At 59.6% G+C, this 14560-nt stretch carries 10 protein-coding genes; 6 read left to right on the forward strand and 4 right to left on the reverse strand.

From position 1 onward, the window contains the following. The first annotated feature begins 10 nt into the window (after positions 1-10). The 4 genes from RHM60_RS18595 to hemE all read left to right on the forward strand — a co-directional run bounded on the left by RHM60_RS18595 (position 11) and on the right by hemE (position 9138). Positions 11-1579: an SPOR domain-containing protein gene (locus RHM60_RS18595; RefSeq protein WP_322212437.1), complete on the forward strand. Its 1569-nt coding sequence runs from the start codon at positions 11-13 to the stop codon at positions 1577-1579. A 350-nt stretch (positions 1580-1929) separates the two neighbouring features. Continuing rightward, positions 1930-6375: a glutamate synthase large subunit gene (gltB, locus tag RHM60_RS18600; RefSeq protein WP_322212438.1), complete on the forward strand. Its 4446-nt coding sequence runs from the start codon at positions 1930-1932 to the stop codon at positions 6373-6375. A gap of 32 nt (positions 6376-6407) precedes the next feature. Beyond that, a complete protein-coding gene (locus RHM60_RS18605; protein ID WP_209987626.1) occupies positions 6408-7826 on the forward strand; it encodes an FAD-dependent oxidoreductase in 1419 nt (472 codons plus the stop codon). Positions 7827-8070: 244 nt separating this feature from the next. Then, positions 8071-9138 (forward strand): uroporphyrinogen decarboxylase, encoded by a 1068-nt coding sequence (gene hemE / locus RHM60_RS18610; protein ID WP_322212439.1) that lies wholly within the window; start codon positions 8071-8073, stop codon positions 9136-9138. A gap of 51 nt (positions 9139-9189) precedes the next feature. On the opposite strand, the gene RHM60_RS18615 is transcribed toward hemE, so the two are convergent. The 3 genes from RHM60_RS18615 to RHM60_RS18625 all read right to left on the reverse strand — a co-directional run bounded on the left by RHM60_RS18615 (position 9190) and on the right by RHM60_RS18625 (position 12392). Then, a complete protein-coding gene (locus tag RHM60_RS18615; RefSeq protein ID WP_322212440.1) occupies positions 9190-9831 on the reverse strand; it encodes a retron system putative HNH endonuclease in 642 nt (213 codons plus the stop codon). Further along, the gene (locus RHM60_RS18620) at positions 9828-11096 is read right to left on the reverse strand and encodes an AAA family ATPase (protein WP_322212441.1); all 1269 of its coding nucleotides are present in this window, start codon (positions 11094-11096) and stop codon (positions 9828-9830) included. The genes RHM60_RS18615 and RHM60_RS18620 overlap by 4 nt, the downstream gene beginning before the upstream one ends. A 75-nt stretch (positions 11097-11171) precedes the next feature. After that, positions 11172-12392, reverse strand: a complete 1221-nt coding sequence (locus RHM60_RS18625; protein WP_416195187.1) for an MFS transporter — start codon at positions 12390-12392, stop codon at positions 11172-11174. 180 nt (positions 12393-12572) lie between these two features. Here RHM60_RS18625 and RHM60_RS18630 point away from each other — a divergent pair, with 180 nt between their 5' ends. Both RHM60_RS18630 and RHM60_RS18635 read left to right on the forward strand, forming a co-directional pair. Next, complete coding sequence (locus RHM60_RS18630) at positions 12573-13466, forward strand: LysR family transcriptional regulator (RefSeq protein WP_322212443.1); 894 nt, start codon at positions 12573-12575, stop codon at positions 13464-13466. An 87-nt stretch (positions 13467-13553) separates the two neighbouring features. Beyond that, positions 13554-13940 (forward strand): type II toxin-antitoxin system PemK/MazF family toxin, encoded by a 387-nt coding sequence (locus RHM60_RS18635; protein ID WP_322212444.1) that lies wholly within the window; start codon positions 13554-13556, stop codon positions 13938-13940. Positions 13941-14141: 201 nt separating this feature from the next. Here the strand turns inward: RHM60_RS18635 and RHM60_RS18640 are convergent, their stop codons facing one another. Further along, positions 14142-14537 carry a hypothetical protein gene (locus tag RHM60_RS18640; protein WP_322212445.1) on the reverse strand — a complete coding sequence of 132 codons (396 nt, stop codon included), beginning with the start codon at positions 14535-14537 and terminating at the stop codon, positions 14142-14144. Between the last annotated feature and the right edge of the window lie 23 nt (positions 14538-14560).

The raw sequence follows: 14560 nt of genomic DNA on the forward strand, positions 1-14560 counted from the left end.
TAAGATCGCGATGACTAGTTTGCATGCCGACGAGGCGTTCCTCGGCCACTACCAGTTGAGCCACGACCCCTTCGCTCCACGGGTGCCTGGTTTCAAATTCTTCCCGGCCCAGCGCAAGCCGGTGCTGGGTCAGTTGCATCACCTTGCGCGCTACAGCCAGCTACTGCTGGTGGTGACGGGCCCGCTGGGCAGCGGCAAGACCTTGCTGCGCCAGGCGCTGGTTGCCAGCACCAACAAACAGTCGGTGCAGAGTGTGGTGGTGTCGGCCCGTGGTGCCGGCGATGCGGCGGGTGTGTTGCGTCAGGTCGCCCAGGCGCTGGACGTGGCAAACGCCGAGCCCAATGCCATTCTCAAGCAGGTGGTGCAGTTGGGCCTGACCGGTCAGGAAGTCTACCTGCTGGTGGACGACGCCGAGCAGCTCGACGAATCCGCCCTTGAGGCGCTGCTGGCGCTGGCCGCCGGTACGCCGGAAGGCCGCCCGCATGTGTTCCTGTTTGGTGAGTCGTCGTTGATCGCCGATCTGGAGCAGATCAGCGGCGAACAGGAGCTGTTCCACGTTATCGAGTTGCAGCCCTACGAAGAAGAAGAAACCCGCGAATACCTGGCCCAGCGCCTCGAAGGCGCCGGGGCGGGTATCGAACTTTTCACGGCAAATCAGATCTCTGATATTCACGAAAGCTCCGATGGCTGGCCTGGAAACATCAATCAGGTTGCCCGCGATGCGATGATCGAAGCCATGATTGCCAGCCGCTCCGCGGTCAAGCGTCCAAAGATGGGGTTCACTATGCCTAAGAAGCACGTATTGGCCATTTCCGCTGTTGTCGTGGTCGCCGTTGCCGCCGCCTGGTTGATCCCGGGCCGCAGCAAGGCGCCGACCACGGCCGGCGCGCCAACGGAACAGGCGCAGTTGCCACTGGGCAAGCCCACACCGAACGTCGAGTTCGCCAACTCCGGTCAACCGACCAACCTGCCGATGGTCGGCCAGCCGGTGATGCGCGGTCCGCTCGCCGAAGAAGCCGGTGGCATCTCAGAAGGTGACGACGGCGTGCCGGTGGAAGGCTCCAGCGCCACTCCGCCGACCGTCACCACCACCGCACCGCCAGCCGGCGTACCGGCGGGCAAGCCTGCACCGGCACCTGCCGCAACCCCGACTCCGGCACCGACGGTCGCCACCGCCAAGCCCGCGCCGGTGACCAAGCCGGTCACGCCTGCACCTGCCGCCAAGCCCGCGCCGACCACCGCCGCCAAGCCGGCCGAGAAGCCAGCCACTGTCGCCAAGGCCAGCGCCGCCGGCAGCGGCTGGTACGCCAGCCAGCCTACCGGCAATTTCGTGGTGCAGATCCTGGGCACCAGCTCCGAAGCCAATGCCCAGGCGTTCGTGAAAGAGCAGGGCGGCGAGTACCGTTATTTCAAGAAAGTGCTCAACGGCAAGCCTCTCTACGTGATCACTTACGGCAACTTCACCAGCCGTGCCGCGGCTGATTCCGCGATCAAAACCTTGCCAGCGAAGGTTCAGGCTGGTAAACCTTGGCCTCGCACCGTTGCCAGCGTTCAACAAGAACTGGCAACTGCTCGCTGAAGATCCGGCGGCCTTACCCAGGCCGCCCTCCCGGCACCTCAAAAAAACTACAACAGCGTGCAGCCCTGAAGGCCGCGCGCTTTGTGGTGTCTGCGTCACGGTAGCTTTTGAGTCGTGGCAGTCAAAATTAAAAAAGTTTTGACTAGCACAGCATATCGCTTTAAACCTTTCATAAATGCGACATAGATTTGCGACATTTCGTCGCTAAATTTGTGAGCGTTCGTGTCGGTGTGTACAATGACCTCCCTTTTGCCCCCGCTAAGCCGGCGTACGTTCGGCGTGGAAGGTAACCGGTTGAATTGAAAAGAAATTTGCCTCGGTATAAGAGGCAGCCTGGTGAGAAAGTGTCTATGAAAGCAGGTCTGTACCAACCCGATGAATTCAAGGATAACTGCGGTTTCGGCCTGATAGCCCACATGCAGGGCGAGCCCAGTCATACCCTTTTGCAAACGGCCATCGAGGCCCTGACCTGCATGACCCACCGCGGTGGGATCAACGCCGACGGCAAGACCGGTGACGGTTGCGGCTTGCTGATTCAAAAGCCCGACCTGTTCCTGCGCGCTGTGGCCAAACAGCATTTTTCGGTCGACCTGCCCAAGCAATACGCGGTGGGCATGGTGTTTTTCAACCAGGACCCGGTCAAAGCCGAAGCCGCTCGCGAAAACATGAACCGCGAGATCGTCGCCGCCGGCCTGCAACTGATCGGCTGGCGCAAAGTGCCGATCGACACCAGCGTGCTCGGCCGCCTGGCCAACGAGCGCCTGCCGCAGATCGAACAGGTGTTCATCGCAGGCGACGGTCTGAGCGACCAGGACATGGCGATCAAGCTGTTCACCTCGCGTCGTCGTTCGTCGGTGCTCAACGCCGCCGACACTGATCACTACATCTGCAGCTTTTCCCACAAGACCATCATTTACAAAGGCCTGATGATGCCGGCGGACCTCGCCGCCTTCTATCCGGACCTGAGCGATGAGCGCCTGCAAACCGCAATCTGCGTGTTCCACCAGCGCTTCTCCACCAACACCCTGCCGAAATGGCCGCTGGCTCAGCCATTCCGCTTCCTCGCCCACAACGGCGAGATCAACACCATCACCGGCAACCGCAACTGGGCCGTGGCCCGTCGCACCAAGTTCGCCAACGATCTGATGGACCTCGAAGAGCTCGGCCCGCTGGTCAACCGCGTGGGTTCCGACTCTTCCAGCATGGACAACATGCTCGAACTGATGGTCACCGGCGGCATCGACCTGTTCCGTGGCGTGCGCATGATCATTCCGCCTGCGTGGCAGAACGTCGAAACCATGGACCCGGACCTTCGTGCATTCTACGAGTACAACTCGATGCACATGGAACCGTGGGACGGCCCGGCCGGCGTGGTCATGACCGACGGCCGCTACGCGGTGTGCCTGCTCGACCGTAACGGTCTGCGCCCGGCGCGTTGGGTCACCACCACCAACGGCTTTATCACCCTGGCCTCGGAAATCGGCGTGTGGGACTACAAGCCTGAAGACGTCATCGCCAAAGGCCGCGTGGGCCCTGGCCAGATCCTGGCCGTGGACACCGAAACCGGGCAGATCCTCGACACTGACGCCATCGACAACCGCTTGAAGTCGCGTCACCCCTACAAGCAATGGCTGCGCAAGAACGCCCTGCGCATCCAGGCGACCATGGAAGACAACGACCACGGCTCGGCTTTCTACGACGTAGACCAACTCAAGCAATACATGAAGATGTATCAGGTCACGTTCGAGGAGCGCGATCAGGTGCTGCGCCCGCTCGGCGAGCAAGGCTATGAGGCAGTCGGTTCCATGGGCGATGACACGCCAATGGCCGTGCTGTCCCAGCGCGTGCGCACGCCGTACGACTATTTCCGTCAGCAGTTCGCCCAGGTGACCAACCCGCCGATCGACCCGCTGCGCGAAGCCATCGTGATGTCCCTGGAAGTGTGCCTCGGTGCCGAGCGCAACATCTTCCAGGAATCGCCTGAGCACGCCTCCCGCGTGATCCTCAGCTCGCCGGTGATTTCCCCGGCCAAGTGGCGCTCGCTGATGACCCTGGAGCGTCCGGGCTTCGACCGCCAGATCATCGACCTGAACTACGACGAGAGTGTTGGCCTGGAAGCCGCCGTGCGCAACGTCGCCGATCAGGCCGAAGAAGCCGTGCGTGCCGGACGTACCCAGATCGTGCTGACCGACCGTCATATCGCGCCGGGCAAGCTGCCGATCCACGCCTCGCTCGCCACCGGCGCTGTGCATCACCGCCTGACCGAAAAAGGCCTGCGTTGCGACTCCAACATCCTCGTCGAAACCGCCACCGCCCGTGACCCGCATCACTTTGCGGTGCTGATCGGCTTCGGCGCTTCGGCGGTGTACCCGTTCCTGGCCTACGAAGTGCTGGGCGACCTGATCCGTACCGGTGAAGTGCTGGGCGACCTCTATGAGGTGTTCAAGAACTACCGTAAAGGCATCACCAAAGGCCTGCTGAAGATCCTGTCGAAGATGGGCATCTCCACCGTCACGTCCTATCGCGGCGCGCAGTTGTTCGAAGCCATTGGCCTGTCCGAAGAAGTCTGCGAGTTGAGCTTCCGTGGTGTGCCGAGCCGCATCAAGGGTGCACGCTTCGTCGACATCGAAGCTGAACAGAAAGCCCTGGCAGCTGAAGCCTGGAGCGCGCGCAAGCCGATCCAGCAAGGCGGCCTGCTCAAGTTCGTGCACGGTGGTGAATACCACGCCTACAACCCGGACGTGGTCAGCACCCTGCAAGCCGCCGTGCAGCAGGGCGACTACGCCAAGTTCAAGCAGTACACGAGCCTGGTTGATAACCGCCCGGTGTCGATGATCCGCGACCTGTTCAAGGTGAAGACCCTGGACACGCCGATGGACATCAGTGAAGTCGAACCGCTGGAATCGATCCTCAAGCGCTTCGACTCCGCCGGTATTTCCCTGGGCGCCCTGTCGCCCGAGGCCCACGAAGCCCTGGCCGAAGCCATGAACCGCCTGGGTGCGCGTTCCAACTCCGGCGAAGGCGGCGAAGACCCGGCGCGCTACGGCACGCTGAAAAGCTCGAAGATCAAGCAGGTGGCGACCGGCCGATTCGGCGTTACCCCGGAATACCTGGTCAACGCCGAAGTGCTGCAGATCAAGGTGGCCCAGGGCGCCAAGCCGGGTGAGGGCGGGCAACTGCCGGGCGGCAAGGTCAACGGCCTGATCGCCAAGCTGCGCTACGCAGTGCCCGGCGTGACGCTGATTTCGCCGCCGCCGCACCACGACATCTATTCGATCGAAGACTTGTCGCAGCTGATTTTCGACCTCAAGCAAGTCAACCCGCAGGCGCTGGTCTCGGTGAAACTGGTGGCGGAAGCCGGCGTGGGTACCATTGCCGCCGGCGTGGCCAAGGCCTATGCCGACCTGATCACCATCTCCGGCTACGACGGCGGCACTGGCGCATCGCCGCTGACCTCCATCAAGTACGCCGGTGCACCGTGGGAGCTGGGCCTGGCTGAAACCCACCAGACCCTGCGCGGCAACGACCTGCGCGGCAAGGTGCGGGTACAGACCGACGGCGGCCTGAAAACCGGCCTCGACGTGATCAAGGCCGCGATCCTCGGCGCCGAGAGCTTCGGCTTCGGCACCGCGCCGATGATCGCCCTGGGCTGCAAATACCTGCGCATCTGCCACCTGAACAACTGCGCCACCGGCGTCGCCACGCAGAACGAAAAACTGCGCAAGGACCACTACATCGGCACCGTCGACATGGTGGTGAATTTCTTCACCTACGTCGCCGAAGAGACCCGTGAGTGGCTGGCCAAGCTGGGCGTGCGCTCGCTGGAAGAACTGATCGGGCGCACCGATCTGCTGGAAATCCTTCAGGGTCAGACCGCCAAGCAACAGCACCTGGACCTCACGCCGCTGTTGGGCAGCGATCACATCCCGGCCGACAAACCGCAGTTCTGCGGCGTGGAGCGTAACCCGCCGTTCGACAAGGGCCTGTTGGCCGAGAAGATGGTCGATATGGCCGGCTCCTCGATCAATGACGCCAGCGGTGGCGAATTCGCTCTGGACATTTGTAACTGCGACCGTTCCATCGGCGCCCGCGTCTCCGGCGAAATCGCGCGCAGGCACGGCAATCAGGGCATGGCGAAAGCGCCGATCACCTTCCGCTTCAAGGGCACCGCAGGCCAGAGCTTCGGCGTGTGGAATGCCGGCGGTTTGCACATGTACCTCGAAGGCGACGCCAACGATTACGTGGGCAAGGGCATGACCGGCGGCAAGCTGGTGATCGTTCCGCCTGCGGGCAGCGTGTACAAGAGCCAGGACAGTGCAATCATCGGCAACACCTGCCTGTACGGCGCTACCGGTGGCAAGCTGTTCGCCGCCGGTACTGCGGGTGAGCGTTTCGCCGTGCGTAACTCCGGTGCCCACACCGTGGTGGAAGGCACTGGCGATCACTGCTGCGAATACATGACCGGGGGCTTTGTCGCGGTACTGGGCAAGACCGGTTACAACTTCGGTTCGGGCATGACCGGCGGTTTCGCCTACGTGCTCGACCAGGACAACACCTTCGTTGACAAGGTCAACCACGAGTTGGTCGAGATCCAGCGCATCAGCGGCGAAGCCATGGAGTCCTACCGTAACCACTTGCAGCATGTGCTGGACGAGTACGTCGAAGAGACCGGCAGCGAATGGGGGCGTAACCTCGCCGAAAACCTCGATGATTTCCTGCGTCGTTTCTGGCTGGTCAAGCCCAAGGCTGCCAACTTGAAATCGTTGCTTTCCAGCATCCGTGCCAACCCGCAGTGATATGCGCCTGAAGAGTTTGATGAGGTTTTAACATGGCTGAACGTCTGAATAACGACTTCCAGTTCATCGATGTCGGGCGCAAGGATCCGAAGAAGAAACTGTTGCGTCAACGCAAGAAAGAGTTCGTGGAAATCTACGAACCCTTCAAGCCCCAGCACTCGGCCGACCAGGCCCACCGCTGCCTGGGCTGCGGTAACCCGTATTGCGAATGGAAGTGCCCGGTGCACAACTTCATTCCCAACTGGCTGAAATTGGTGGCCGAGGGCAACATCCTTGCCGCCGCCGAGCTGTCGCACCAGACCAACACCCTGCCGGAAGTCTGCGGCCGGGTGTGCCCGCAGGACCGTCTGTGTGAAGGTGCCTGCACCCTCAACGACGGCTTCGGTGCGGTGACCATCGGTTCTGTCGAGAAGTACATCACCGACACCGCGTTCGCCATGGGCTGGCGCCCGGACATGTCCAAGGTCAAGCCCACCGGCAAGCGCGTTGCGATCATCGGTGCAGGCCCAGCTGGCCTGGGCTGTGCCGACGTGCTGGTGCGTGGTGGCGTGACCCCGGTGGTGTTCGACAAGAACCCGGAAATCGGCGGGCTGCTGACGTTCGGCATTCCCGAATTCAAGCTGGAAAAGACCGTACTGAGCCACCGTCGTGAAGTGTTCACCGGCATGGGTATCGAGTTCCGTCTCAATACCGAGATCGGCAAGGACATCACCATGGAGCAGTTGCTCGCCGAATACGACGCTGTGTTCATGGGCATGGGCACCTACACCTACATGAAGGGCGGTTTTGCCGGTGAGGACCTGCCGGGCGTGTATGACGCGCTCGACTTCCTGATCGCCAACGTCAACCGCAACCTGGGCTTTGAAAAGGCGCCGGAAGATTTCGTCGACATGAAGGGCAAGAAGGTCGTGGTACTCGGCGGTGGCGACACCGCGATGGACTGCAACCGCACCTCGATCCGCCAGGGCGCCAAGTCGGTGACCTGCGCCTATCGCCGTGACGAAGCCAACATGCCGGGCTCGCGCAAAGAGGTGAAGAACGCCAAGGAAGAAGGCGTGAAATTCCTCTACAACCGCCAGCCGATTGCCATCGTCGGTGAAGACCGTGTCGAAGGCGTGAAGGTGGTCGAGACCCGTCTCGGCGAACCGGACGCCCGTGGCCGTCGCAGCCCCGAGCCGATCCCGGGTTCCGAAGAGATCATCCCGGCCGACGCCGTGGTCATCGCCTTCGGTTTCCGCCCAAGCCCGGCGCCGTGGTTCGAGCAGTTCACCATCCAGACCGACAGCCAGGGCCGCGTGGTGGCCCCGGAACAAGGTCAATACAAGCACCAGACCAGCAACCCGAAAATCTTTGCCGGTGGTGACATGGTGCGCGGCTCTGACCTGGTGGTGACGGCGATCTTCGAAGGTCGCAACGCCGCCGAAGGGATCCTGGACTACCTGCAGGTCTGACTCCTGATCCCAAATTGAAACGGGATCAAAATGTGGGAGGGGCTTGCTCCCGATGACAGTGTGTCAGCCAATGAGTTTGGTGACTGATACACCGCAATCGGGAGCAAGCCCCCTCCCACATTTGTCTTGCGGTGTATTCAAGCTACCGCGACAAATTGACCCGATAGACAAAAGGCACGGTGCATTCCGTGCCTTTTGCGTCGTGCTCTGAGAAAATGCCCGCACTTTTTTTGCGGATGCCGACATGACTGCCCTCAAGAACGACCGTTTCCTTCGTGCCCTGCTCAAGCAGCCCGTAGACGTCACGCCTGTGTGGATGATGCGTCAAGCCGGTCGTTACCTGCCGGAATACCGGGCCAGTCGCGCCCATGCCGGCGACTTCATGAGCCTGTGCATGAACCCGCAATTCGCCTGCGAAGTCACGATGCAGCCGCTGGATCGCTACCCGCAACTGGACGCGGCCATCCTTTTCTCCGACATCCTCACCATCCCCGACGCCATGGGCCAGGGCCTGTATTTCGAGACCGGCGAAGGCCCGCGCTTCAGGAAAGTCGTCAGCACCCTGGCCGACATCGAGGCCCTGCCGATTCCCGATCCGCACAAGGATCTCGGCTATGTGATGGATGCCGTCAGCACCATCCGCCGCGAACTCAATGGTCGCGTGCCGCTGATCGGCTTCTCCGGCAGCCCTTGGACCCTGGCTACCTACATGGTCGAAGGTGGTTCGTCGAAAGACTTCCGCAAGACCAAGGCCATGCTCTACGACAATCCGCAGGCCATGCACCTGCTGCTGGACAAGCTGGCGCAGTCGGTCACGGCGTACCTCAACGGCCAGATCATGGCCGGTGCCCAGGCCGTACAGATTTTCGACACCTGGGGCGGCAACCTGTCGGCGGCGGCGTACCAGGAATTCTCCCTGGCCTACATGCGCAAGATCGTCAGCGGCCTGATTCGCGAACACGAAGGCCGCAAAGTGCCGGTCATCCTGTTCACCAAGGGCGGCGGCCTGTGGCTGGAAAGCATCGCCGACGCGGGTGCCGACGCCCTGGGCCTGGACTGGACCTGCGATATCGGCGAAGCGCGCCAGCGCGTGGGTAACCGCGTGGCGCTGCAAGGCAACATGGACCCGACCGTGCTGTACGCCAAGCCGGAAGCGATCCGCACCGAAGTCGGCCGCATCCTTGCCAGCTACGGCAAGGGCACCGGCCACGTATTCAACCTCGGCCATGGCATCACCCCGGAAGTGAACCCGGAGCACGCGGGTGCCTTCCTGCGCGCGGTGCATGAACTGTCGGCACAATACCACGATTGATTGTTGCTCAATAAAAAACGCCCGGCTTATGCCGGGCGTTTTTGTTGGTCATTAATGTCCGAGTAACTGCTCTGCGTAGCGGGCAACGACATGATCGAAAGCTTCGTGTTGACCGCTGAGGGGCTGACGGGATCGCTGGATGATTTTCTGAAGTTCATCAGTCGTGAAATCAGCTAGAAAGTCGTTGTCGAAAACACCTTCCAGCTTTTCCTTGCGGCGGCTATTCAAGAACTCAATGTCGAGTGCGAGCAGTTCGATCATAGCTCCGGCAGGAGCATCGTCGTTACTGCCTTTGATTTCACCCAGTAAGGTAAATCTGAAACGGCTTTCGCAGTTCTCCTCTAGCGGAGATACATGAGAATCTTCGCAGAAGTCACTCCCCTTGCTATGGCCGCAATGGGCCGGCTTGGGCGTTTCTGTTTCACCTTGGCAGGATGCGTGGAGATTGGTGTATTCCAAGTCCAAATGACCATAGTTTTTCTGGGGGCGAAAGTGTTCGATATGGCTAGAGTCCAGAGTGATTTTGTCTCCGCAATAACAACAGGCATAACCTTGTTCGTTCAGCAGGCTGGCGTGTAGCTCTTGTTTTTGTGGATGTCGTAGCTCTGAGTAGGTCGGGGACCACTCTTCATTCGCCATCGCCTTCCACTCAGTAAATGATGCGGGTTCAGTTCGTTTGATAACTCGCTTCATCGACCAATCATCTCCTTACGCTTGAGAAGGGCCTCAGCTCTTAAAAACTCGGGAAGGCCGGGAGCTTTTTTCTTGAGCGCTTGGAGCTGAGCTTTAGCTTTTTGAAAGTCATTGTCTTCGAGGGTACTGAAGAGTTCGCTGAGGAGCGTCTCAATTTCTGGTTCGCGTTCGGATACTCCCATGATTTCCTCCAGAACTCTGCTGGAGTCAAGCCCGTAGGAAACGCGGGGATGTGATGCATCCCTTTTATTCAGGAGCATGATTTCACCCGGCTTCAAACCACCGATTATTTGCGGTGAGTGACTGGCAGCAATAAATTGGATCTTCGGGAATGCGTTTTTCAGTGCTGAAACAATACTGCGCTGCCATCCGGGATGCAGGTGGATGTCGAGTTCATCAATAATAACGATGCCATAGGTGTTTTCTAAAACTTGACTCCCCATATGAGGGTTTAGAAGGCACATGCGTCTGGCAATATCTGAAACCAGAGCGATCATGCCGCGTTGCCCATCGCTTAAGCTGCTAAAAGGCAAACTAATTTGTTCGTCGAAGTGCACCAACAATGTACGAAGCGCCAAGTCGTACTCAATGCCTTTCGAGTCAGGTAATGCAAATTTTAGCGCTGTATTTACCCAATGAAGTTCGTCGTCAAAATCCCGTGAAGAGTCTGATCGGGAAATACGTTGTAGGCGCTCCAAAGTTTTTCCTATGAACCAACTTTCAAAATTTTGTAAATTTACAGCCGCATCAAACCAATCTACATAAGCATCGAGTCTTGAAGATTTCTGCGTTGCTGCAAATTCAGGAGACACCTGAGCAGAGGTCCATCGGCGGTTCGCCCGGTAAAAAGTAAACAATGGAAGATCGAAGATGTGCTCTGAATCCAAGTGGTCGATTTTTTTGGAAACGGTCGTATGAATTTCATAGCTTTGGCTTTGTGACTGATCTTTACGATCTTTGGAAATCTTCCAATCGGTGAGGCCAAATGCAGAACCTGTAGCACTCAATACCAGTGGGTAGATGTGCTCATACCTGAAACGTTCATTGAATTGGTGAACGGTAAACCGTACATCTTGATCCGATATTTGGGCCTCGTGTCTGCCCATGGCATTTGAGAAGTTGCAAAGGCTTGATGCCACCGCTTGCAACAACGAAGTCTTGCCGCTCCCGTTAACCCCCACGACCAGATTAAACCCGGGCTGGAAGTCAAAAGTAGCCTCATCGTAGCAACGAAAATTCTGAATATGGAGCTGGTCCAGGCGCATCTGGCTTTCCTTTACCAAGACTGACGAATGCCGTCAGTGTACCTTGGCTCGGCAGAACCGCTAGAGGCGCAGGTGTTACGCGCTTTTAGCTCCATGCAACGGCGGCAACTTCGCCAGCTTCAACGCCACCAGCAACGCGCCAATCAGCAGCGCGACGATAAACCCGCCAATCCCGTTCCATCCGCCCAAGTGCCAGAAGAACCCGCCCGCCGTCCCGGCAATGCTTGACCCTGCGTAATAGCAAAACAGATACAGCGACGACGCCTGTCCCTTGGCCTTCACCGCACGCCGCCCGATCCAGCTGCTGGCCACCGAATGTGCGCCGAAGAAGCCGAAGGTAAAGATCAGCATGCCCGGCACCACCAGCCATAGCGGGGTGAACAGCGTCAGGGCCATGCCGGCGAGCATCAGCACAATGGTGGCCCACAGCACGCGTCGGCGGCCCAGGCGGTCGGCCAGAGAGCCGATTTTCGCCGAGCTGTAGATGCCTGACAGATACACCAGCGACAGCAGGCCGACCACGGCCTGGCTGAGGTCATACGGGTCGGCCAGCAGGCGATAGCCGATGTAGTTGAACAGCGTCACAAACGCGCCCATCAGCAGGAACGCTACTAGGAACAACCACGGCAGGCCCGCGTCCTTGAAGTGCATCACGAAGCCATCGAGCAGGTTGCGCGGCTTGAGGCTGCTGGCGCGGAAGTTGCGCGATGGCGGGAGTATCTTCCAGAACACCGTCGCGGCGATCAGCGCCAGGCCGCCGATGATCAGCATGGCGGTGTGCCAACTGACGAAGTCAATCAATACCCCGATGATCAACCGCCCGCTCATGCCACCAATCGCATTGCCACCGATGTACAGGCCCATTGCCAGGCCGATGTGCTGCGGGTGGATCTCTTCGCTCAGGTAGGTCATGGCCACGGCGGCCAGGCCACTTAAGGACAAGCCCACCAGCGCACGCATGAGCAGGATGCCCTCCCAGCTCGGCATCAAGCCGCTGGCGATGGTAGCCAGCGCTGCACAGAATAGCGCGGCGACCATCACCGGTTTGCGCCCCAGCCTGTCGGAAATCGGCCCGGTGATCAGCAGGCCGAAGGCAAGCATCGCCGTGGCGACCGACAGGATCAGACTGCTTTGCGCGGCATTGATGGAAAATTCGTGGGACAGCGCCGGCATCATCGGCTGTACGCAATACAACAGGGCAAAGGTGGCAAACCCGCCGGAGAACAGCGCCAGCACCGTGCGCATGAACATCGGCGTGCCTTTTTCGATGTACTCGTCATTGAGCTGCGCCACCACGTCATCGAGGGCTGAAGGCGGGGTGTGTTGGGCAAGCGGAGCAACAGCAGGATTCACGGGGACCTCGGGGAGGAAAATCTGCCAGGACTGACAATACGAAAAAGAATATAGCTGACTAATGATTCTTTCCAATATATTGTTCGACCTGTTTGATAGGTTCTACGACCTAATGAGGTGTGCATGGAATTACGTCATCTGCGGTACTTCATCGCCGTCGCCGAAGAACTGCATTTTGGCCGCGCCGCGCAGGTGCTGGGCATTTCGCAACCGCCACTGAGCCAACAGATCCAGGCATTGGAGCAAGAGGTGGGGGCGCGGTTGTTTGAGCGGACCAATCGTCGGGTCGAGCTGAGCGAAGCGGGACGCCTGTTTCTGCACGAGGCGCGCCTGGTGCTGGCGCAAGTGGATAAAGCGGCGGACGTCGCGCGGCGGGCGCAGATGGGAGAGCTGGGAGAGCTGAAAATCGGATTCACCTCGTCGGCGCCATTCAACGCCAGCATCCCGCAGGCGATCTTTGCGTTTCGCCAAGCCTTTCCAGCCGTGCACTTGAGCCTGCAGGAAATGAGCAGCACCGAGGTGGCCGAGTCGCTGGTGGATGAGTCGATCCAGGTCGGGCTGATGCGGCCTTTGCCGTTGCCCGACTCACTGTGTGTGGTCGAGTTGATGCGCGAGCCCCTGGTGGCGGTAATGAACTCCGGGCACCCGTTGGCGCAGGGCAGCGAGCGCGGCTTGCACCTGGCGCAATTGGCAGAAGAACCGTTCGTGTTTTTCCCGCGCACCTACGGCAGCGGTCTCTATGCGCAACTGCTCAGCCTGTGCCGTGACGCCGGCTTCAGCCCGCATTTCGCCCAGGAGGCTGGGGAGGCGATGACCATCATCGGTCTGGTGGCGGCGGGATTGGGCGTATCGGTGCTGCCGGCGTCCTATCAACGGATACGGATCGACGGCGTGGTGTATCGCACGGTGCTGGACCCGGAAGCGGTGACGGCGGTATGGCTGGTGCAGCGCAAGGGCGCGCAGACGCCGATGGCGAGGGCGTTTGTGGAATTGTTGACGCGTAGGGCGGTGGCGTAGGTATGTTCACATATCAGGTAACGCAACCAGCTTAGTGATTGGCCGGAAATGTGCGCAGAATCACTTTTTCTCAACCGAGTGATATGGATGGCACTTCTCTACCAGCCCAAGGAGGGCAGCGTGTTGATTTGTGATTTTCGCGGTTATGAGGTTCCGGAAATCATCAAGATTCGGCCCGTTATTGTGATACGCAAACACCGAACCAATAAGCTGCTCGTAACGGTGGTGCCGCTAAGCACTACGGCTCCACAGCAGGTGTTGGAGCATCATTTGCAGCTTGATAGTCACCTTCAAGGCGCGAGTCCGACATGCTGGGCTAAATGCGACATTGTCGCGACAGTGAGCCTGGGTCGATTGGATCGAATAAAAACTAAAGATCGTCATGGCAAACGAACTTACAAAATTGCAGAGCTTACCCATGACCAGTTTGTGGCGATAAAAGCGGCGGTGCGCAATGCGCTCGGCTTGCGATAAAGCAGCATCTGGATGGACGGCGTTTTGCCACTGATTGCAGGCAACCTGTTTTCAGGCATACTGGCCGAGTTCCCGAAAGGGGCTTGTGAGACTCTGAGGATCCTGGGCAACTGGCCATCGCAGAGCCAGGCAGGAAGCGGCGATGACAAGCCAACCTGTTTGTGAAGAGGGCGCCGAAAGGCGCCCTTTGTCGTTTCTGGCTTACTGCATCCCCGCCGCGCGCAACCCCGCCAGAATATCCCGATCCAGCATGCTCACCCAACGGTTGTAGTTGCGATGGATCTTGCCGTCCTTGTAGCCCAGTTCGCGGCTGTCGCGGTAGCTGATGGCGTAGCTGTTGCGGGTGTAGCGGATGTCGATGGCGGCATAGAACTTGCCGCGCACGGTGATGTCGGCCTGCACCAACTGCGGGCTCAGGCGTTGTACCGTCCACTCGCGTTTTTGCAGGGCGGCGACGATTACCTGTTTCATTTTTTCTTCGCTGAGCTGGGGCGTGGCCGGCAGCTCGTGCTGGGTGTTGAGCACCGGTTTGCTGGTGCAACCGGCGGTGGTCAACAGGGCCAGGGCGATCAGGGTGGCGCGTAGCAGGGAGGACATTCCGTTTTCTCCAATCGATTAAA

Source organism: Pseudomonas sp. MH9.3, assembly GCF_034354675.1.
GTDB lineage: Bacteria > Pseudomonadota > Gammaproteobacteria > Pseudomonadales > Pseudomonadaceae > Aquipseudomonas.